The organism is Mycobacterium sp. D16R24, from assembly GCF_002013385.1.
Classification (GTDB): Bacteria; Actinomycetota; Actinomycetes; order Mycobacteriales; family Mycobacteriaceae; genus Mycobacterium.
In genome coordinates, this window is record NZ_MAEV01000007.1 from 217799 (window position 1) to 236190 (window position 18392).

An 18392-nucleotide genomic window follows, 5' to 3' on the forward strand; every position below is an offset into this window, starting at 1 on the left:
GGGTGAGCGCAGAGCATCCCTGCGCGGGTCATCCACCACGGGTCGTGCCGTAAAGACGCGAATCTGGGGAATACGCCTCTACCGGTCAGCGTTTCCGGCGGCTGTGAACACTTTCACCGTCGGCGACGCGACCATCACGCAGCTGACCGAACGCGAGGTGTGGCCCATCCCGCCACGTGATTGGTATCCGGCCATCAGCGACGAGCAGCTCGCATTCGCCCGGGCCGTCTACACGCCGTCGGCCGTCTCGGAGGACGGTACCCAGCTGATCTTCTCCATCCACAACTACGTCATCGAGCTGGGCGATGCGGTGGTAATCGTCGATACCTGCTCGGGCAACCACAAGAACCGGCCCTTCTTCCCGGACCTGCACCTGCTCGATACCGACTACCTGACCCGCCTCACGCAGGCGGGATTCGATCCCGACGATGTCGACATCGTCATCAATACCCATCTTCATCTGGACCATTGCGGGTGGAACACACGATTGACCGAGGGCACGTGGCGGCCCACCTTCTCAAACGCCACCTACCTATTCGACTCCGCTGAGCTGAAATACATTCAGACACAATGGGAATCAGCTCCGGCAGAGCAGTGGACCAATGGCGGCGGCTGGGTCTATCAGGACAGTGTGCTCCCGGTCCTCGAACACGCGACGCACGTCCTTATCGAGCCAGGTCATCGGGTCCACTCCCACGGCTCCACCCACATCACTGCCCATGACACCGCGGGACACACGCCCGGACACCTGGCCGTCGAAATCAGCGCTCCGGGTGCGGGCGTGATCATCGCCGGCGACGCACTGCACCACCCGATGCAAGCACAGTTTCCAGATCTGCCCTTTTTCGCGGACGCCGATCCCCTCGTGGGCATTGCCGCACGTCGCTCACTGCTGGCGCGGTGCGCCGACGAAGGCCTACAACTTGTGACCGCCCACTTCCCGGCACATCTACCGCTCGGTGTCCGTCGTAGCGGCGCCGCGTTCGCATGGGACAACCCTCAGGCCATGCAGTAAGTCAGTGTTCTGGAAAGCCCGCTAGAACACCGCGCCCACTACAGGTCCCGCCCCGGCGGGTTGCGGAATCTGCACGGATTCCAGCAGTCGCTCCAACGCGGCCTCCACGTCGGCCTTCCAGCCGAGCCCGCGGTCAAGCTCCAATCGCAGTCTCGGGAAATGCTGATGGGGCGCCACCACGGTGAAGCCCACATCCTTCAGGAAGTCCACGTCGATCATGCACTGCTCGATGGTGCACTCGCCCAACACATCTGCGGCGTCGGCGAATCTGGCCGTCGTCGAGCCGCGCGGGCGAAGAGGATCCGACCCTGGACCTTCGCACAATTCCAGCGCCTCATTGGTCCGGCCGAACGCCTCCAGTGCCCGCACGCCACGGCGCACCAACTCGGCGACGACGTTGGCGATGATGCTGTGCGGCAATCCGTCTGATTCATGCCCCGGCTCCACCCCCAGAGAAGTCAGCAGGACTGCATCCGCGCTGACCGGGGCCGTCGGGAACAACTGAGCTCGCGGCACCACCCCGGGCGGTGCGTACAACGCGTACCCCACGGTGGACTGTCGAGACGGCGGGCCGGTGACCGCGACCTGACCGCACGACCCCCACTCGAGCATGACCATCGACAGCCACGCTTCCTTCTCGAACTCGGGGTCCGACAGGTGCTGACTATCTCCGACGGTAGCGGGGTCCACTTCCCAGAAGACACACCGCCGGGCGTGCTTGGGCAGCTGCTCGAAACCATCGAGCCGCAAAGGAACGATCCGAGCCGACACTGGTCTTGTACGCCTCCACGTCTGGTCAACATGGTGCGCGGTACGCCTCATGCGTCCGGCAACCCCTCAAGGATATGCGAAATTTCTGGTTTGGCACCCGCCAGCCCCGTCCTGAGGTGCCAAAACCGTTACCGGAGCCGCGACCGGGCACGCGGCCACCCTGCAGAGCCGAAACCCCTTATTTACCAACCGCTTTCGCGACACAGCTGGATTCTTGCGGGCTTCACGTCACTGTGACGTTTTTGCCCTGTGGGTTAGGACGTGGCCTCGCCGGACATCATGTCGACAATTCGCTGCAAATCCTCGACCGAACCGAACTCGACGACAATCTTGCCCTTGCGCTTCCCCAGGCTCACCGTCACGCGGGTGTCGAAGGTACCTGATAGCCGCTCGGCGACATCCTGAAGACCCGGCATCTGGATCGGCTTGCGGCGCGGAGTCGGCTTGGGGGCATCGCTGCGGTTCGCCAGCGTGACCGCCTCCTCCGCGGCACGCACCGACATCCCCTCCGCCACGATCCGGGCGGCGAGCTCCTCCTGTGCCTCCGCTCCACCATCAAGGGCAAGCAGTGCACGCGCATGTCCGGCCGACAGGACGCCCGCCGCGACCCTGCGCTGTACCGCGATGGGCAGACGCAGCAGTCTGATCATGTTGGAGATCACCGGTCGCGACCGGCCTATCCGGGCGGCGAGTTCCTCGTGCGTTACCTCGAACTCATCGAGAAGCTGTTGGTAGGCGGCGGCCTCTTCCAAGGGGTTCAGCTGTGCCCGATGGATGTTCTCGAGCAGTGCGTCGCGAAGCAGATTGTCATCGGCCGTCTCGCGGACGATCGCCGGGATGGTGTCCAAGCCGGCCTGTTGGGTGGCGCGCCACCGCCGCTCCCCCATCACCAGTTGATAGTCGCCGCCCTCAGCCACGCGCACCACGATCGGCTGCATCACTCCGAACTCGCGGATGGAGTGGACGAGCTCGGCGAGCGCCTCCTCGTCGAACACCTGGCGCGGCTGCTTGGGATTGGGCTTGATGGCCGTCACCGGGATCTCGCGGTAGACCGCGCCGATATCAACCGGTGGCACCGCCGGAGCCGTAGGGCCGCCACCGATGACCACATCGGCCGCCGCGTCGCCCAGACGAGGACCCGAGGAGGTGGGCGAGCCGTCGACCGGTGCGGTCGGGATCAGGGATGCCAGGCCTCGGCCGAGTCCGCCCTTACGCCGTGATGCTGGCGACTGACTCATCGGTTACTTCTCCCTTTTCGCATACACGTGATCATCTTCCCGTAGCGCGCGCCGCTCATTGCGGATCACTCGCCGACGGGCTCGGCCGCTGCGCGAGTTCGCGCGCCGCATCCAGGTAACTCAGCGCACCACGTGAACCCGGGTCGTACTCGAGGACACTGGTCCCGTATCCCGGCGCCTCGGATACCTTGACGCTGCGCGGGATGACCGAGCCCAGCACCTTCGGGCCGAAGTGGCTGCGCACCTCATCTGCCACCTGATCCGCGAGCTTGGTCCTGCCGTCATACATGGTCAGCAGAATCGTCGAGACATGCAGCGCGGGATTCAGGTGCGCCTGGACAAGTTCGATGTTCCGTAGCAGCTGCCCCACACCCTCGAGCGCGTAGTACTCGCACTGGATGGGGATTAGGACTTCGTTGGCGGCGACGAGCGCGTTGACCGTCAACAGACCAAGCGACGGCGGGCAGTCGATGAAGACGAAGTCGAAGGCGTCGGCGGGTAGCCCCGCGATCGCACCGCGCAGCCGTCCTTCACGAGCGACCATCGAGACCAACTCGATCTCCGCGCCGGCGAGGTCGATCGTCGCCGGGACGCAGAACAGGTGCTCGCTCTGCGGGCTGGATTGAATGGCGTCCTTGATGGGGATCTCGCCGAGGAGAACCTCGTAGGAAGACGGGGTGCCCGCACGATGGTCCGCACCCAGCGCTGTGCTGGCGTTGCCCTGAGGATCGAGGTCGATCACCAAAACATCAAGCCCCTGCATCGCCATCGCCGCGGCGAGGTTCACCGCAGTTGTGGTCTTCCCGACACCGCCCTTCTGGTTGGCTATGGTCAGCATCCTGCGATGCGTCGGCTTCGGAAGTCGTACCGATCCCTGCTTGATTTGGGTCGCGCGCTGAGCGGCCGCACCGATGGGAGTCTCCGACTCCTCGAAGTTGGCGGGCGATCGGTGGCCGTCACCCACCGCGCCGGTTTCACGTGAAACATCGTCGCTACTCACTGTCGTCTCCTTGATCGGATGCTCATCGGCTCCGCTTTCGCATCCCGCCGCGGGAGCTCCCCCGCCGGCGGTCTCCGCCGCATTCTTTCCGCCGCGCGACCACCACCGTGGTGGGCGGATCGAGGTACCGCGTGCCACATTGCACCACCCTCACATCGTCGGCACCGAGCAGGCTCAGCGCACTACCGAACTGCTGCACTTCTTCATCGGCGCGATCACCCTTGATCGCCAGCATGCGTCCGCCGACCCGTGTCAAGGGAAGCGACCAGCGGCCGATCTTGTCGAGTGCCGCGACCGCTCGAGAGGTGACTGCGTCCGCCCCGCCAACCGCCGCCACGACACTCGGCTCCTCGGCCCGACCGCGCATCACCGATACGTTGGTCAGCCCCAGCCTCTCGATCATTTCACGAAGGAACTCGGTGCGGCGCAGCATCGGCTCGACGAGAACGATATCTACATCGGGGCGTGCGATACCCAACGGAATGCCCGGCAGCCCGGCGCCGCTCCCGACGTCGATCACTCGCTCCGCGGGGTCTAGCAGCTCACCCAGAACCGCACTATTGAGAATGTGGCGCTCCCACAATCGGTCGGCCTCGCGTGGCCCAATCAGACCCCGCTCCACACCAATCGTGGCGAGCGCTTCGACGTACTCGATGGCGACCGGAAGCCGCTCCCCGAATACCTCGGCTGCGGCCTCCGGCACCGGGAGGGTCTCGCCGTGTTTCACGTGAAACATTCCTCCCGGAGCGCGGCCGCAGAATTACATCAATGAGATTTGGTGACTGTCAGTCGTGCAGGACGACAACTCGGCGCGACGGCTCCACGCCTTCGCTCTCACTGCGCACGCCATCGACCGCCGCCACAGCGTCATGCACGATCTTGCGCTCGAACGGTGTCATCGGCGCGAGCTCCTCGCGGTCGCCGGACTCCAGTACCCGCTGAGCGATCTTGGTGCCCAGCGCCGCCAGTTCGTCGCGGCGCCGACCGCGCCAGTTCGCGATGTCGAGCATCAGGCGGCTGCGCTCACCGGACTTCTGCTGCACTGCCAGGCGGGTCAGCTCCTGGAGCGCGTCGAGCACCTCGCCCTTGCGGCCCACGAGCTTAGTCAGATCCCCGCCACCATCGATGCTGACGATCGCGCGGTCGCCTTCGACATCCAGATCGATGTCACCGTCGAAGTCAAGGAGGTCCAGGAGCTCCTCGAGGTAATCGCCGGCTATCTCGCCCTCGGCAACCAGACGCTCTTCAAGGTCTCCGGTACGTGTCTCACCCTCGGGTGCGACGTCGACCTCGGCCGTGGTCTCCTCGGCCTGCGTGTCCAGATCAGTCATCGTTCTTCTCCTTTGTCACGCCCGTGCAGAATCGCGGGCGGTTAGCGCTTGCGGCGACGATCGGGCCGAGCACCCGGCTTCGGGGTGCGGCTCGTCGTGCCTGATCCGTTTGTGGAGTTCGGGGAAGCCTGTCCCCCGGTGTCCTCGTCCGTACCATCGGACTCCGCAACCTCGACGCCGTCTGCGTTGTTGTCGGACTCGTCTGCTTGTTTGGCCGGCTGGTTCTTGCCGCCGCGTGTTGGCTTGGCACCCGGCTTCGGGGCGTTGGCTGCCCGGCGCTCCAGATCCGCCTGCTTCTTCTCTTCTTCTTCCTTGGCGATGTTGTTGAAGACGTAGTGCTGCTGCCCGAACGTCCAGATGTTGTTCGCCACCCAATACAGGATGATCGCCAGCGGCAGGAACGGCCCGCCGACCACGACGCCGAGCGGGAAGACGTACAACGCCAACCGGTTCATGATTTGGGTCTGCGGGTTGGCTTGGGCCTCAGGGCTCTGACGCGCGATCGATGCCCGGCTGTTGAAGTAGGTCGCGACGCCGGCGAGGATCATCAGCGGCACCGCGACACCCGCCACGGCCCACCTATTAAATTCGGTGAAGGCGTCCAGACCTGTCGTCTGAATCATGGTCGCGCCCAGCGGTGCCCCGAACAAGTTGGCGTCCAGGAAGTTGGCGACATCGCCCGCGCTGAAAATGTAGTTACCAGTGGCGCGGTTGGCCTCTACCGACATATGCACTTGGCCGAAGCCACCGGTAGTTCGGTTGAACGAGCGCAGCACATGGAAGAGGCCCAGGAACACCGGGATCTGCGCCAGCATGGGCAGGCATCCCAGGATCGGGTTGAAGCCGTGATCGCGCTGCAGCTTCTGCATCTCCAGTGCCATGCGCTGACGGTCGTTCTTGTACTTCTTCTGCAGCGCCTTGATCTGTGGCTGAAGCTCCTGCATCTGCCGCGTGGTCCGGATCTGCCGCACAAACGGCTTGTACAGAATCGCGCGCAGGGTGAACACGAGGAACATCACCGACAGCGCCCACGCGAAGAAGTTCTTGGGCCCTAACAGGTACGCGAACAGCTTGTACCAGACCCACATGATCGCCGAGACCGGGTAATAGATGAACCCGAGACTGAACCAATCAAACATCCGCTGTACTCCTCCGCACGCTCGCGTGCTCTACGTCCCCGTGCTTGGTATGGCGTTCAGGGATCGGATCCCACCCACCGTGATGCCACGGCCCACACTTCAGTAGGCGGATTGTCGCCAACCAACCGCCGCGGACCAGTCCGTGCACACTCAATGCCTCAACCGCGTACTGACTACAGGTCGGCATGAATCGACAACTGGGCAAACGCATCGGTGAGATCCAGGTCTGGTACAGGCGGATCAGAAAGATCACGGCCCGCGCCGGACGGCTTCTCATCGCTGCCGTTCTGGCGCTGGTTCCTGCCGTCGTACCGACCGATCGATTCCGTCTCGCAATTGCTGACGCAGACTGGCCGACAGTGCGGTGCCGCTGCTGGGCAGTGCCCTGATCACCATGCGATCGACCGGTTCAAGTCCGGGCAGCACTTCTGCGGCGACATGCCGAAGCCGACGGGACACCCGGTGGCGTACCACTGCTCCACCGACCGACTTTCCGACGATCAGACCGATCTTGGGACCCTCAGCCTGCCCGGGGGTAGAGCCCACGCACCCACGCTGGAGGTGAATCACCAAGTCCGCGTGGGCACTTCGCACCCCACGCTTGACGGTCTGCCGGAATTCGGATGATTTAGTCATCCGGTGTCGAGTCGGTAACACCGACTACCTACCTGCGCCCGAAACTCAGGCGGTCAGTTCCTTGCGGCCCTTACGACGCCGGACCGCAATGATCGCGCGGCCGGCTCGGGTGCGCATGCGCAACCGAAAACCATGGGTGCGCGCGCGACGCCGATTGTTTGGCTGGAAGGTCCGCTTGCCCTTTGCCACCGCTACTACTCCTTCATGTCCGTCACGCCCTCATCTGACATCACTCACGCCGATCGTTCACGACGCACGCGATGTGCTGAGACGCATCAGTCCGTTGGTACTTCTCACTCGCCACCGGCGCGGTGCCTACGGAATCTCGGGTTTCATCCCTGATGACGTGCGGTTCGCGGCCGAGCCGCCAACGTTCGGGCGACTGTTTGAGGGTACTGACCTGCTCGTCGCCGGTCAAACTGATCACAGTCGTCACACGCGTATCCCCTCTGCACAGGAGTCTGTCACCTTGACGAAAGTTGTCAGCGATGTCTCCAGATCGGTTGGCAGCGCGGAACAAAAACTGTTAGCTTCTGCGAATGCCGTTTCCACCGGGCGAACACATCGGAACCACCCACACGGGCCGATGCCGATCGCGGTCGGACACCGACTAGCCGGTCCCCCGGAACAGGTGATCTGACGTGATCCCCTGGTATGCGCACACTGATCACCATCATGGTGGTCTGCTTTGTTGTCCACAGGTGTGGATAACCGTGTGGAAAGCCACGACCGATCATTGAAAAGGGGCTAATGTCGACGTGTCCCCTCCAGTAAGAGAGATGCTCGCCGTTGACTGATGAACTGAATTCCCAGTTCACGGCGGTATGGAATACCGTCGTCGCAGAGCTCAACGGTGACGACAATCAATATCTGTCCAGTTTTCCGCCGTTGACTCCGCAGCAGCGCGCCTGGCTCACTCTGGTCAAACCACTCACGATGGCCGAGGGCTTCGCGCTGCTTTCCGTGCCGTCCAGCTTCGTGCAAAACGAGATCGAACGGCACCTGCGCGGACCCATTGTGGAGGCTCTTTCCCGGAGGCTGGGCGAGAACGTCGAACTGGGTGTCCGGATCGCGGCGCCGGCTCCTGGCGAAGATCCGGAGGTCGCCGGCGCAGCTCCAGAACTCGAGCTCGACGAGGTTGACGAGACCACCGAGGCGCTTGCTAGCGCACACGAATCGTGGCCGTCGTACTTCATCAACCGCCCTGGCGGAGCCGACAAGGCCGAAACCCCCGACACGAGCCTCAATTCGCGCTACACCTTCGAATCTTTCGTCATTGGCGCGTCCAATCGGTTCTCCCACGCAGCGGCCGTCGCGGTTTCCGAAGCCCCCGCTCGGGCCTACAACCCGTTGTTCATCTGGGGCGAATCCGGGTTGGGCAAGACGCATCTGCTCCATGCCGCGGGGAACTACGCCCAGCGCCTGTTCCCCGGTATGCGTGTCAAGTACGTATCCACCGAAGAGTTCACCAACGACTTCATCAACTCTTTGCGCGATGACCGCCGGGTCGCGTTCAAACGCAGCTACCGCGACATCGATGTTCTCCTGGTCGACGACATCCAGTTCATCGAGGGCAAGGAAGGTATCCAGGAAGAGTTCTTCCACACCTTCAACACCTTGCACAACGCCAACAAGCAGATTGTGATCTCCTCAGACCGGCCGCCGAAGGGCCTGGCCACCCTCGAGGACCGGCTGCGCACCCGCTTCGAATGGGGTCTCATCACCGATGTCCAGCCCCCTGAACTGGAAACTCGGATCGCGATCCTGCGTAAGAAGGCGCAAATGGATCGGCTCGACGTCCCCGACGACGTGCTCGAGCTCATCGCGAGCCGGATTGAGCGCAATATCCGTGAGCTTGAAGGCGCGCTGATCCGGGTGACCGCGTTCGCATCACTGAACAAGTCCCCCATCGAGTTGTCGTTGGCCGAGATCGTGCTGCGCGACCTCATCCCGGACTCCAACGCCATCCAGATCAGCGCGGCCACGATCATGGCCGTCACGGCCGAGTACTTCGATACCACCCTCGAAGAACTTCGTGGGCCCGGTAAGACGCGCGCGCTGGCTCAGGCACGCCAGATCGCTATGTACCTGTGTCGCGAGCTCACCGACCTGTCACTGCCCAAGATCGGCCAGACGTTCGGGCGCGACCACACCACCGTCATGTACGCCGACAAAAAGGTACGTGGCGAAATGGCTCAGCGGCGTGAGGTTTTCGATCACGTCAAGGAGCTCACCGCGCGGATCCGTCAGCGCTCCCGACACTGACCTCGTTGCTCCCCCACCCGGCCCGCGCGGCCGGGTTTTTTTGTCGCACAGCACCGATTCCGGCCCTCAACACGCACGTATTTCAAGACTTTTCAACATTTTTCTCGACGATTTTTTGTCACCTCGTGTGGCTCACACGTCACATCCACACCAGTGGAGGTTGTGCACAGAACTGTGGACTCCTGTGGGGCAAACCTGGGATCGGTTGGGAGTTGCTGAACGAATGACATCTGGTCCACACCCGGCGGCCGCGAACCACGTCTGAATCCACAATCCCCTGACACCCCCGCTGAGCCCCTGTCGTGCGACAACACTTGTCTGTCCACAGATTCCACAGCACCTACTAATACTGCTTAAATCTCTATCTAATCTTCCTCTTTAAAAGCAGCTGTGTGGATGGACACGTCAACATGGTTAGTCGAGCCGGTAACCGAGCGGTGGACGAAAGGGACCTTTCGAGAGACCGATCCGCTTTCCCGATGCGTCGAAAGCATCTACGGTTGTGCTTCGGAAGCCGCGTGGCCTGTCGGCTTCCCACTGCGAGTGACAGGACTTGTGCCCGGTGCCCCGGTCAATACCGGATGGCCGCCGATGCGCTGTCAACACTGTCACCCGGACGTGCCACGATGGCTATCAGGGATTTTTGTGTGGAGACAGTCCGACCTGGACAATGAGGAAGCGAAGGGTATTCATGGATCTTGCGAGCCCCACTGCCGCAGACACCAGCCTGAAGTTCAGGGTCGCGCGTGATGACTTCGCCGATTCGGTGGCGTGGGTCGCGCGGAGTCTGCCCTCTCGGCCGACGGTTCCGGTGTTGGCGGGCGTGCTGCTGACCGCGCATGACGCCGGTTTGAGGTTGTCGGGCTTCGATTACGAGGTTTCCTCGCAGGTGCAGGTGCCGGCCGAGGTCGCAGCTTCCGGTAGCGCACTCGTATCGGGCCGACTGCTCTCGGATATCACGCGATCACTGCCCAACAAGCCGGTCGATGTGGCCCTGGAGGGCACGCGGCTGCTGATCAGCTGCGGAAGCGCGAAGTTCTCGCTGCCGAGCATGCCGGTCGAGGATTACCCGGCACTGCCTTCGCTGCCGGAGGAGACCGGTGCACTGGGTGCTGACGTGTTCTCGGAGGCGATCGGTCAGGTTGCGGTAGCAGCCGGCAAGGACGACACCCTTCCGATGCTTACCGGTATTCGTGTTGAAATCAATGGCGACACAGTGGTTTTGGCGGCAACCGACCGATTCCGATTGGCGGTTCGCGAGCTGAAGTGGACCTCGGGCGCAGGTGAGATCAACGCCGCCGTGCTGGTACCGGCCAAAACGTTGTCGGAAGCGGCAAAGTCGGCATCGAGCGGGTCAGATGTGCAGCTTGCGCTGGGCGCGGGTTCGGCCATCGGATCCGAGGGCCTGCTCGGAATTGTCAGCAACGGCAAGCGCAGCACTACCCGCCTTCTTGATGCCGAATTCCCCAAGTTCCGGCAGTTGCTGCCGACCGAGCACACCGCCTTGGCGACGATAGCCATCGCAGAGTTGGTTGAAGCCATCAAACGTGTTGCGCTGGTTGCTGATCGTGGAGCGCAGATCCGGTTGGAATTTGAGCCGGGGCTGCTGCGTCTGTCGGCAGGCGCTGACGATGTGGGTCGCGCAGAGGAAGAGCTGGACGTTGAGTTCGTTGGTGAACCGCTGACCATTGCCTTCAACCCGACCTACCTGACGGACGGGCTGGGGTCGCTGCACTCGAGCCGGGTGACCTTCGGTTTCACCACGCCCAGCCGGCCGGCGGTGCTGCGTCCTGCGGAAGACGATCAAAGCTCCCCAGAAGGCACCGGGCCGTTCACGGCAGCGCAAACTGACTATGTGTATCTATTGATGCCGGTGCGCCTGCCCGGCTAGGGCTTGCGCCCCAAACGGTATACGTACTGGTCATCGGAGGTTATGGGTCATGCAGCTAGGTTTGGTTGGGCTCGGCAAGATGGGTTTCAACATGCGCGATCGGCTGCGGGCTGGCGAGCATGAGGTCATCGGGTACGACCCCCGCCCGGAGGTCACCGACGTGCCGTCGCTCAAAGCGTTGGCGGAGGCACTCGAGGCGCCACGTGTCGTGTGGGTGATGGTGCCGTCCGGGCCGGTCACCCAGCAGACGATTGCCGAGCTTGCTGACGAGTTGTCCGAAGGTGACCTCGTGATCGACGGCGGTAACTCACGGTTCACCGAAGATAAGTCCAACGCAGATTTGTTGGCTACCAAGGGAATTGGATACATCGACGCGGGAGTCTCCGGCGGTGTGTGGGGTAAGGACAATGGCTACGGATTGATGGTCGGTGGCAGTGACGCGGACGTCGCGCGCGCGATGCCGATCTTCGATACGTTGCGGCCGGAGGGCGACCGCGCGGACGGCTTCGTGCATGCCGGGCCGGTGGGTGCGGGCCATTACGCGAAGATGATCCACAACGGCATTGAGTATGGGCTCATGCATGCCTACGCCGAGGGATACGAGCTGCTGGCTGCCGAGCCTTTGATCACCGATGTGCAGGCCGTGCTGCAAGCCTGGACCAAGGGAACCGTGGTGCGATCCTGGTTGCTGGATTTGTTGGCCAAGGCGTTGAAGGAAGACCCCGGCTTCGACGCGATCTCGGGATACACCGAGGATTCCGGTGAGGGCCGCTGGACCGTGGAAGAGGCCATCAACCACCGGGTTCCGGTTCCGGTTATCGCGGCGTCCTTGTTCGCTCGATTCGCCTCGCGGCAAGAAGATTCGCCTGCGATGAAGGCGGTTTCGGCACTGCGCAACCAGTTCGGCGGCCACGCGGTGAAGCGCGTCGGTCTCTCCGGCTAAGGCAGGCGCGTGGACTAGGTGTACGTACGACAGCTGGGATTGCGGGATTTCCGGTCGTGGGAGCGAGTCGACCTGGAGCTCGAGCCAGGGCGCACGGTGTTCGTGGGACCCAACGGCTATGGCAAGACGAATCTCGTTGAGGCCCTGTGGTATTCATCCACTCTGGGGTCTCATCGGGTAGCTACCGATGGACCCCTGGTCCGCACTGGTGCCGAGCGGGCGGTCGTGTCGACCATCGTCGTGAACGAGGGTCGAGAGCTGGCTGTCGACCTGGAAATCGCCGCGGGTCGGGCCAACAAGGCCCGGATCAACCGATCCCCAGTCCGTAGTCCCCGGGAGATCGTCGGGATCCTGCACGCGGTGCTGTTCGCACCCGAAGACCTGTCCCTGGTGCGCGGCGACCCCTCCGACCGGAGGCGCTTCCTTGATGATCTGTTGATTCAGCGCCGGCCCCGAATGGCCGGTGTGCGTGCCGACTACGACAAGGTGCTTAGGCAGCGCACCGCGTTGCTCAAGACGGCTGGGGCAGCGCTGCGGCAACGCAACGATCAAAGCGTGCTGGACACACTGGACGTGTGGGACGGGCACCTCGTGGCTCATGGCGCCGAATTACTTTCTGCTCGTATCGAATTGGTGGGTGAGCTACGGCCGCTGGTGGAGAAGTCCTATCTACTGCTGGCGCCGGCGTCACGGCCCGCGGACATCGCGTACCGCAGCAGCGTGGCGGGCGTCGAGGGGGAGCTGTCGGTGCAGCATCTCGCGGACGCCTTGCACGCGGGGTTGGTGGCTAAACGGTCGGCGGAGATCGAGCGGGGCGTCTGCCTGGTGGGACCGCACCGAGACGACCTGGAATTGCGGCTGGGGGACGGACCGGCCAAGGGATTCGCCAGCCACGGGGAATCGTGGTCGTTCGCGTTGGCATTGCGGTTGGCGGCCTTTGACCTGCTCCGCTCCGACGGGACCGATCCGCTTCTGATGCTCGATGATGTGTTCGCGGAACTGGACGGCGCCAGGCGTCGATCCTTGGCCACCGTCGCCGCCGATGCGGAGCAGGTTTTGGTGACGGCGGCGGTCCCGGACGATGTTCCCGAGGAATTGTCGGCACGCACCGTTACCGTCGATGTGCAGGAAGATTCCTCGGGACGAAAGTCGGTGGCGTATGAGTGAGGAAGAAGCCTGGCCGCCGGAGCATTTGGCCGGGGTGACCGGGATGGATTTGGTGCGCCGGGTGCTCGAAGAAGCGCGCGGCGCGGCTAAGCAGCAGGGTAAAGATGTCGGCAGAGGAGGTAGATCTCCGCAGCAGCGTCGCAAGGTGGCTGGAGGGCGACGCACCTGGTCGGGCCCTGGTCCGGATGCCCGAGACCCACAGCTGTTAGGAAGGGCCGCAGGAGATTTGGCGAACCGGCGCGGGTGGTCCTCGCGGGTGTCCGAGGGCGCCGTGTTCGGACGGTGGGATGCCGTCGTCGGTGAGCAGATCGCCGCACACGCGACACCGACTGCCTTGAACGAGGGTGTGCTGACGGTGGCTGCGGAGTCGACGGCGTGGGCGACACAGCTGAGGCTGGTGCAGGCACAGCTGCTGGCGAAGATTGCGGCGGCCGTCGGAGACGGTGTGGTGACCAGTTTGAAGATCTCCGGACCGACCGCGCCGTCCTGGCGCAAGGGCCCCCGTCATATTGCCGGACGCGGTCCGCGCGACACCTACGGCTGAGGGCTCATCGCCGCGTCGCGCGATGGAACCGGCGTCTAGAGCGTCCTGACACGGGTTAATCCGAGATATGCGACGGACGGCGTAAATAGAGGGGATGAAACATGCCCTGAAACTAGGTGCCGTCGGTACAGACCAGTAGGATGGTCTTAACACGGATCGCTGGGTCTATGGCCCGCGAGAGTCGTTACTTCCAGACAGGAGACAAAGTCGATCGTGGCTGCGCCGAAGAAGAGTGCCAAGAGCGAATACAGTGCCGACTCGATCACCATCCTAGAGGGGCTCGAGGCGGTCCGGAAACGCCCGGGCATGTACATCGGGTCCACCGGTGAGCGCGGTCTGCATCATCTGATCTGGGAAGTTGTCGATAACTCCGTCGACGAGGCGATGGCCGGGTACGCCTCCACCGTCGAGGTGACGATGCTTGAGGACGGCGGTATCCAGGTCAAGGACGATGGCCGCGGTATTCCGGTGGCCATGCATGCCTCCGGAATCCCGACCGTTGATGTCGTTATGACGCAGCTGCACGCCGGCGGCAAGTTCGACTCGGACTCCTACGCGGTGTCGGGCGGTCTGCACGGCGTGGGTATATCGGTGGTGAACGCGCTCTCGACAAAGGTCGAGTTGGAGATCCTGCGGGATGGGCACGAGTGGCGGCAGGTGTACACCGCGTCGGTGCCGGGAACGTTGGAGGAGGGCGCCCCGACGAAGAAGACGGGCACTACGGTCCGATTTTGGGCGGATCCGAACATCTTCGAGACCACGACCTACGACTTTGAGACGGTCGCCAGGCGTCTGCAAGAGCAGGCCTTCCTCAACAAGGGCCTGACCATCAAGCTCTCCGATGAGCGAGTGAGCAACGCGGATGTGACGGATGAAGTGGTCAGCGATACCGCTGAGGCACCCAAGACAGCTGAAGAGCAGGCTGCGGAATCTGCTGCGCCGCATAAGGTTAAGAACCGTGTCTTCCACTACCCCGATGGCCTGGTTGACTTCGTCAAGCACATCAACCGCACCAAATCGGCCATCCACTCCACGATCGTCGACTTCTCTGGCAAGGGCGAAGGCCATGAGGTGGAGATCGCGATGCAGTGGAACGCCGGTTACTCGGAGTCGGTGCACACCTTCGCCAACACCATCAACACCCACGAGGGCGGTACGCACGAGGAAGGATTCCGGGCGGCACTCACGACGGTGGTCAACAAGTACGCCAAGGAGAAGAAGCTCCTCAAGGAGAAGGACACCAACCTCACCGGCGACGACATTCGCGAGGGCCTGGCGGCGGTCATCTCGGTGAAGGTGGGCGAGCCACAGTTCGAGGGCCAGACCAAGACCAAGCTGGGTAACACCGAGGTCAAGTCGTTTGTGCAGAAGGTCTGCAACGAGCAGCTGCAGCACTGGTTCGACTCGAACCCCGCGGACGCGAAAACTGTTGTCAATAAGGCAGTTTCGTCGGCGCAGGCGCGTATCGCGGCGCGCAAGGCACGCGAGCTGGTCCGCCGCAAGAGCGCCACCGACATCGGCGGGCTGCCCGGCAAGCTGGCCGACTGCCGCTCCACCGATCCATCGAAGTCCGAACTGTATGTGGTGGAGGGCGACTCGGCCGGTGGTTCGGCCAAGAGCGGCCGCGACTCGATGTTCCAGGCGATTCTGCCGCTGCGCGGCAAGATCATCAACGTCGAAAAGGCCCGTATCGACCGGGTTTTGAAGAACACGGAAGTCCAGGCGATTATCACGGCGCTCGGCACCGGTATTCACGACGAGTTCGATCTCGCCAAGCTGCGGTATCACAAGATCGTGCTGATGGCCGACGCCGACGTTGACGGCCAACATATTTCGACTCTGCTGCTGACGCTGCTGTTCCGATTTATGCGCCCGCTGGTCGAGCATGGCCACATTTTCCTGGCGCAGCCGCCGCTGTACAAGCTCAAGTGGCAGCGCTCTCAGCCCGAGTTCGCGTACTCAGATCGCGAGCGCGATGGGCTGATGGAAGCTGGTCTGAAGGCCGGCAAGAAAATTAACAAGGACGACGGCATCCAGCGGTACAAGGGTCTGGGCGAGATGGACGCCAAGGAACTGTGGGAGACCACCATGGATCCGTCCGTGCGTGTGCTGCGTCAGGTGACCCTCGATGACGCCGCCGCGGCCGACGAGCTGTTCTCGATTTTGATGGGCGAGGACGTCGAGGCGCGCCGCAGCTTCATCACCCGAAACGCCAGGGACGTGCGCTTCCTCGACGTGTAGTGGTCGCCAGCCGAACCGGCGAGATAGTTGCGGATTCAATTTGGTCCGGAATTTTCTCGTCGGTCAGTGGAACCGAATCTCGCCCCGTGCCGTCGTACGTACGAGTACGAAAGCAGCTGGAGGGATATCTACATGGGTGAAAAGTTCAGCGTCGACACCGAGAAGCTGGCAGGTTTCGGCGGGGGAGTCCAAGACCTAGCGGCGTATATCGGCAAGGTGCAGGGGCTCGTCGATTCGGATGGAGGACCGAAGAACGGGTGGGAGGGCCTCATGTCCAACCTGAAGGATCCCTTCGAGAGCACCAAGGCGGAGACGTCTAAGCGATACGACAAACGCCAGATCGCGACGTACATGACGGGCAATGAGCTGATCTCGCTGGCCAACGTCTACAAGGAACAAGAAAGCAAGAGGGGCGAGAAGATCCGGGCGGCGGCGTCTGGGCTGACCGCGCATGACTCGTGGCGACAGGGTGATGCCACGACGTCGGCTGCTCACCTCGGGACGGGCGACCTGCCGGACCTGGCGGCTCCGAAGGAAGAAGAAGCCGATGTGCGCGGACTCATCAAGGACTCGATTGGGTGGGTTGCCGACGCGGATGAACAAATCGAGAAGGTCTCCGGATGGAGCCCCATCAACGACACATTTAAAAAGGTTGTGGGCAACTGGGCCGAGTTGACGCGGATCGGCAACGTCTACGAGAAGGCCGGCAAGGGCCTGGAGGGCGCCGGTAAGTCATTGGAGACAATGACCACGCAGTCGGGCTCACATTGGGATGGCAAGGCGGCGCAGGCGTTTGACAAATATTCCAAGGATCTGAGTAAGGCCCTGGAGGCAGAGGCTCCGCTGACGAAGGTCATCAAGGATTGCCTGGATGTACTAGTGGAGCAGATCAAGAAACTGGTCAAGTCCATTGCAGAGCTAGTCGTTAAGAAGCTGGAAGAGGAAGTCCAGATCGACAGCTGGAAGGACAAGCTGAAGGTTCTGGCGAAGAAGATTCCAATCGCGGGTACCGCCTGGCAGATTGAACGGCTGGGCGAGATTCTGGTCCAGGTCTGGAATGAGGCGACGAAGCTGGTCGATCAGGTTCAGAAGGCCGTTGACCTGGTGAAGTCCGTCATCGAGTTCTTCAAAGATCCAGCGGGATATTTGAAGGAGAAGGGCTCGGATGCCCTGAGTAAGGCGCTGGACGGTGCACTGGACAAGGCCGGAATCGAAAGCGATGCAGGTAAACAGCTCGCCAAGGATCTACCCGCAGCGGTCCTTTCGGTGGATGACTACAAGAGGGCCCCTGACGGAGGACTTCCTGTGAGCGCAGGCAGCACGCCATGGGATGATGGCAACTGATGATTGACATTCCAGTTGATCCGGACCTACGGGCCTTGGTACTTAAGGTCACCGAGGGCGTTGCGGAGATGGAAGCGGTTCGATTAGAGGCCGAGCGGTTCATCGATACCCCGATCGACCCGGTCTTCACCGAGCGAAAGCAGGCTCCTCCCGAACCCCAGACCATCCCTACCCCAACGGAACTTGAGGAGGATGACTTCTATGCCTTCAATGATCCGCTCGGCAAGAATAAGTGGAAGTGATATGAACACGAGAGCATGGGCAGTAGTGGCCGTGGCATTAGGAATTCTCGGCGTTGGATGCGGATCGCAGAAGACGGAGACCACACCCGCGTCCGCGCCAGGATCGCCGAGTTCTCAAGCGACATCGTCGGCGCCGCCCTCTGAGGCGAAAGCATCTGGTTTTCAACCATTTACGCCCGCCACGGATCCATGCAGCCTTGTTGACCCAGAGCGGCTAGCACCACAGGGTGCCGCGCCGATCAAGGCGGAAGTCATGGACACGGTAGACGGCATACAGCGGTGTTCGTACGAGGAAGCCAGCGGTGGCGAGGTGCTCAGCGTCTCGCTCTTCAAGAATTCGGACGGGGCGTCCAACTACCGGGCGATTCACGTCAGGATCCTCGAGTCCGAGGGTGCACAGATCTACGTTATGAAGGACGAGCCTGACGAATGCGGTGTCGGTTTGGTGAATCCTGAAGACAACATCGCCAAGTTTGTATTCGAGCCAAGTGCGGCGGCCGTCGCTGCGGCCGCTCTGCCCGCCGGACAGACGTGGTGCGACTTCTCCGCGCCGGTAATCGCGGAGGCCAGCAAAAAGCTGGGTTGGGTCAAGTAGCGGCTAGCGACTTTGGGTGACTGGCTCAGT

20 protein-coding genes are annotated in these 18392 nt (G+C 62.6%); 11 read left to right on the top strand and 9 right to left on the bottom strand.

Annotated elements, in window-relative coordinates:
* Nucleotides 1–103: 103 nt before the first annotated feature.
* Entirely contained in the window at nucleotides 104–1015 is a 912-nt protein-coding gene (locus B4383_RS06275) for an MBL fold metallo-hydrolase (RefSeq protein ID WP_078289732.1), read from the top strand.
* Between the two features lie 21 nt (nucleotides 1016–1036).
* Here the strand turns inward: B4383_RS06275 and B4383_RS06280 are convergent, their stop codons facing one another.
* The 9 genes from B4383_RS06280 to rpmH all read right to left on the bottom strand — a co-directional run bounded on the left by B4383_RS06280 (nucleotide 1037) and on the right by rpmH (nucleotide 7319).
* Nucleotides 1037–1786, bottom strand: a complete 750-nt coding sequence (locus B4383_RS06280) for an acetyltransferase (RefSeq protein WP_078289731.1) — start codon at nucleotides 1784–1786, stop codon at nucleotides 1037–1039.
* A 254-nt stretch (nucleotides 1787–2040) separates the two neighbouring features.
* A complete protein-coding gene (locus B4383_RS06285; protein WP_078289729.1) occupies nucleotides 2041–3024 on the bottom strand; it encodes a ParB/RepB/Spo0J family partition protein in 984 nt (327 codons plus the stop codon).
* A 55-nt stretch (nucleotides 3025–3079) separates the two neighbouring features.
* On the bottom strand, nucleotides 3080–3988 hold the full coding sequence (locus B4383_RS06290; RefSeq protein ID WP_217697253.1) for a ParA family protein: 909 nt from the start codon (nucleotides 3986–3988) through the stop codon (nucleotides 3080–3082).
* Nucleotides 3989–4046: 58 nt separating this feature from the next.
* A complete protein-coding gene (gene rsmG, locus B4383_RS06295; RefSeq protein WP_078289721.1) occupies nucleotides 4047–4760 on the bottom strand; it encodes a 16S rRNA (guanine(527)-N(7))-methyltransferase RsmG in 714 nt (237 codons plus the stop codon).
* A 49-nt stretch (nucleotides 4761–4809) separates the two neighbouring features.
* Entirely contained in the window at nucleotides 4810–5355 is a 546-nt protein-coding gene (locus B4383_RS06300) for a R3H domain-containing nucleic acid-binding protein (protein WP_078289716.1), read from the bottom strand.
* A gap of 41 nt (nucleotides 5356–5396) precedes the next feature.
* Complete coding sequence (gene yidC, locus B4383_RS06305; RefSeq protein WP_078289713.1) at nucleotides 5397–6494, bottom strand: membrane protein insertase YidC; 1098 nt, start codon at nucleotides 6492–6494, stop codon at nucleotides 5397–5399.
* Entirely contained in the window at nucleotides 6487–6771 is a 285-nt protein-coding gene (gene yidD, locus B4383_RS06310) for a membrane protein insertion efficiency factor YidD (RefSeq protein WP_078289708.1), read from the bottom strand. The genes yidC and yidD overlap by 8 nt, the downstream gene beginning before the upstream one ends.
* Nucleotides 6768–7151, bottom strand: coding sequence for a ribonuclease P protein component (gene rnpA, locus B4383_RS06315; RefSeq protein WP_078289704.1), 384 nt, complete (start codon nucleotides 7149–7151; stop codon nucleotides 6768–6770). The genes yidD and rnpA overlap by 4 nt, the downstream gene beginning before the upstream one ends.
* 24 nt (nucleotides 7152–7175) lie before the next feature.
* Nucleotides 7176–7319, bottom strand: coding sequence for a 50S ribosomal protein L34 (gene rpmH, locus B4383_RS06320; protein ID WP_030097696.1), 144 nt, complete (start codon nucleotides 7317–7319; stop codon nucleotides 7176–7178).
* A 73-nt stretch (nucleotides 7320–7392) separates the two neighbouring features.
* On the opposite strand from rpmH, the gene B4383_RS06325 reads away from it, so the two are divergent.
* From B4383_RS06325 to B4383_RS06370, 10 genes are all read left to right on the top strand, one after another.
* Nucleotides 7393–7770 carry a hypothetical protein gene (locus B4383_RS06325; protein WP_078289699.1) on the top strand — a complete coding sequence of 126 codons (378 nt, stop codon included), beginning with the start codon at nucleotides 7393–7395 and terminating at the stop codon, nucleotides 7768–7770.
* Between the two features lie 149 nt (nucleotides 7771–7919).
* Complete coding sequence (dnaA, locus tag B4383_RS06330) at nucleotides 7920–9395, top strand: chromosomal replication initiator protein DnaA (protein ID WP_078289696.1); 1476 nt, start codon at nucleotides 7920–7922, stop codon at nucleotides 9393–9395.
* 691 nt (nucleotides 9396–10086) lie between these two features.
* Nucleotides 10087–11286 carry a DNA polymerase III subunit beta gene (dnaN, locus tag B4383_RS06335; protein ID WP_078289693.1) on the top strand — a complete coding sequence of 400 codons (1200 nt, stop codon included), beginning with the start codon at nucleotides 10087–10089 and terminating at the stop codon, nucleotides 11284–11286.
* Between the two features lie 19 nt (nucleotides 11287–11305).
* Complete coding sequence (gene gnd / locus B4383_RS06340; RefSeq protein WP_286143996.1) at nucleotides 11306–12229, top strand: phosphogluconate dehydrogenase (NAD(+)-dependent, decarboxylating); 924 nt, start codon at nucleotides 11306–11308, stop codon at nucleotides 12227–12229.
* 18 nt (nucleotides 12230–12247) lie between these two features.
* Entirely contained in the window at nucleotides 12248–13396 is a 1149-nt protein-coding gene (recF, locus tag B4383_RS06345) for a DNA replication/repair protein RecF (RefSeq protein WP_078289688.1), read from the top strand.
* Nucleotides 13389–13940 (top strand): DUF721 family protein, encoded by a 552-nt coding sequence (locus B4383_RS06350; RefSeq protein ID WP_078289686.1) that lies wholly within the window; start codon nucleotides 13389–13391, stop codon nucleotides 13938–13940. The genes recF and B4383_RS06350 overlap by 8 nt, the downstream gene beginning before the upstream one ends.
* Before the next feature lie 213 nt (nucleotides 13941–14153).
* Entirely contained in the window at nucleotides 14154–16181 is a 2028-nt protein-coding gene (gene gyrB / locus B4383_RS06355) for a DNA topoisomerase (ATP-hydrolyzing) subunit B (protein ID WP_078289684.1), read from the top strand.
* A 132-nt stretch (nucleotides 16182–16313) separates the two neighbouring features.
* Nucleotides 16314–17525, top strand: coding sequence for a hypothetical protein (locus B4383_RS06360; protein WP_078289681.1), 1212 nt, complete (start codon nucleotides 16314–16316; stop codon nucleotides 17523–17525).
* Between the two features lie 2 nt (nucleotides 17526–17527).
* Nucleotides 17528–17767: a hypothetical protein gene (locus tag B4383_RS06365; protein ID WP_078289982.1), complete on the top strand. Its 240-nt coding sequence runs from the start codon at nucleotides 17528–17530 to the stop codon at nucleotides 17765–17767.
* Nucleotide 17768: 1 nt separating this feature from the next.
* The gene (locus B4383_RS06370) at nucleotides 17769–18362 is read left to right on the top strand and encodes a DUF3558 family protein (RefSeq protein WP_078289679.1); all 594 of its coding nucleotides are present in this window, start codon (nucleotides 17769–17771) and stop codon (nucleotides 18360–18362) included.
* The last annotated feature ends 30 nt before the right edge of the window (nucleotides 18363–18392 follow it).

Excerpts from the sequence above, each read along its gene's own strand:
- B4383_RS06285 (WP_078289729.1), bottom strand. The coding sequence starts at position 3,024 with ATGAGTCAGTCGCCAGCATCACGGCGTAAGGGCGGACTCGGCCGAGGC.
- rsmG (WP_078289721.1), bottom strand. The coding sequence starts at position 4,760 with ATGTTTCACGTGAAACACGGCGAGACCCTCCCGGTGCCGGAGGCCGCA.
- B4383_RS06300 (WP_078289716.1), bottom strand. The coding sequence starts at position 5,355 with ATGACTGATCTGGACACGCAGGCCGAGGAGACCACGGCCGAGGTCGAC.
- yidC (WP_078289713.1), bottom strand. The coding sequence starts at position 6,494 with ATGTTTGATTGGTTCAGTCTCGGGTTCATCTATTACCCGGTCTCGGCG.
- yidD (WP_078289708.1), bottom strand. The coding sequence starts at position 6,771 with ATGAGAAGCCGTCCGGCGCGGGCCGTGATCTTTCTGATCCGCCTGTAC.
- dnaN (WP_078289693.1), top strand. The coding sequence starts at position 10,087 with ATGGATCTTGCGAGCCCCACTGCCGCAGACACCAGCCTGAAGTTCAGG.
- B4383_RS06350 (WP_078289686.1), top strand. The coding sequence starts at position 13,389 with ATGAGTGAGGAAGAAGCCTGGCCGCCGGAGCATTTGGCCGGGGTGACC.
- B4383_RS06360 (WP_078289681.1), top strand. The coding sequence starts at position 16,314 with ATGGGTGAAAAGTTCAGCGTCGACACCGAGAAGCTGGCAGGTTTCGGC.
- B4383_RS06370 (WP_078289679.1), top strand. The coding sequence starts at position 17,769 with ATGAACACGAGAGCATGGGCAGTAGTGGCCGTGGCATTAGGAATTCTC.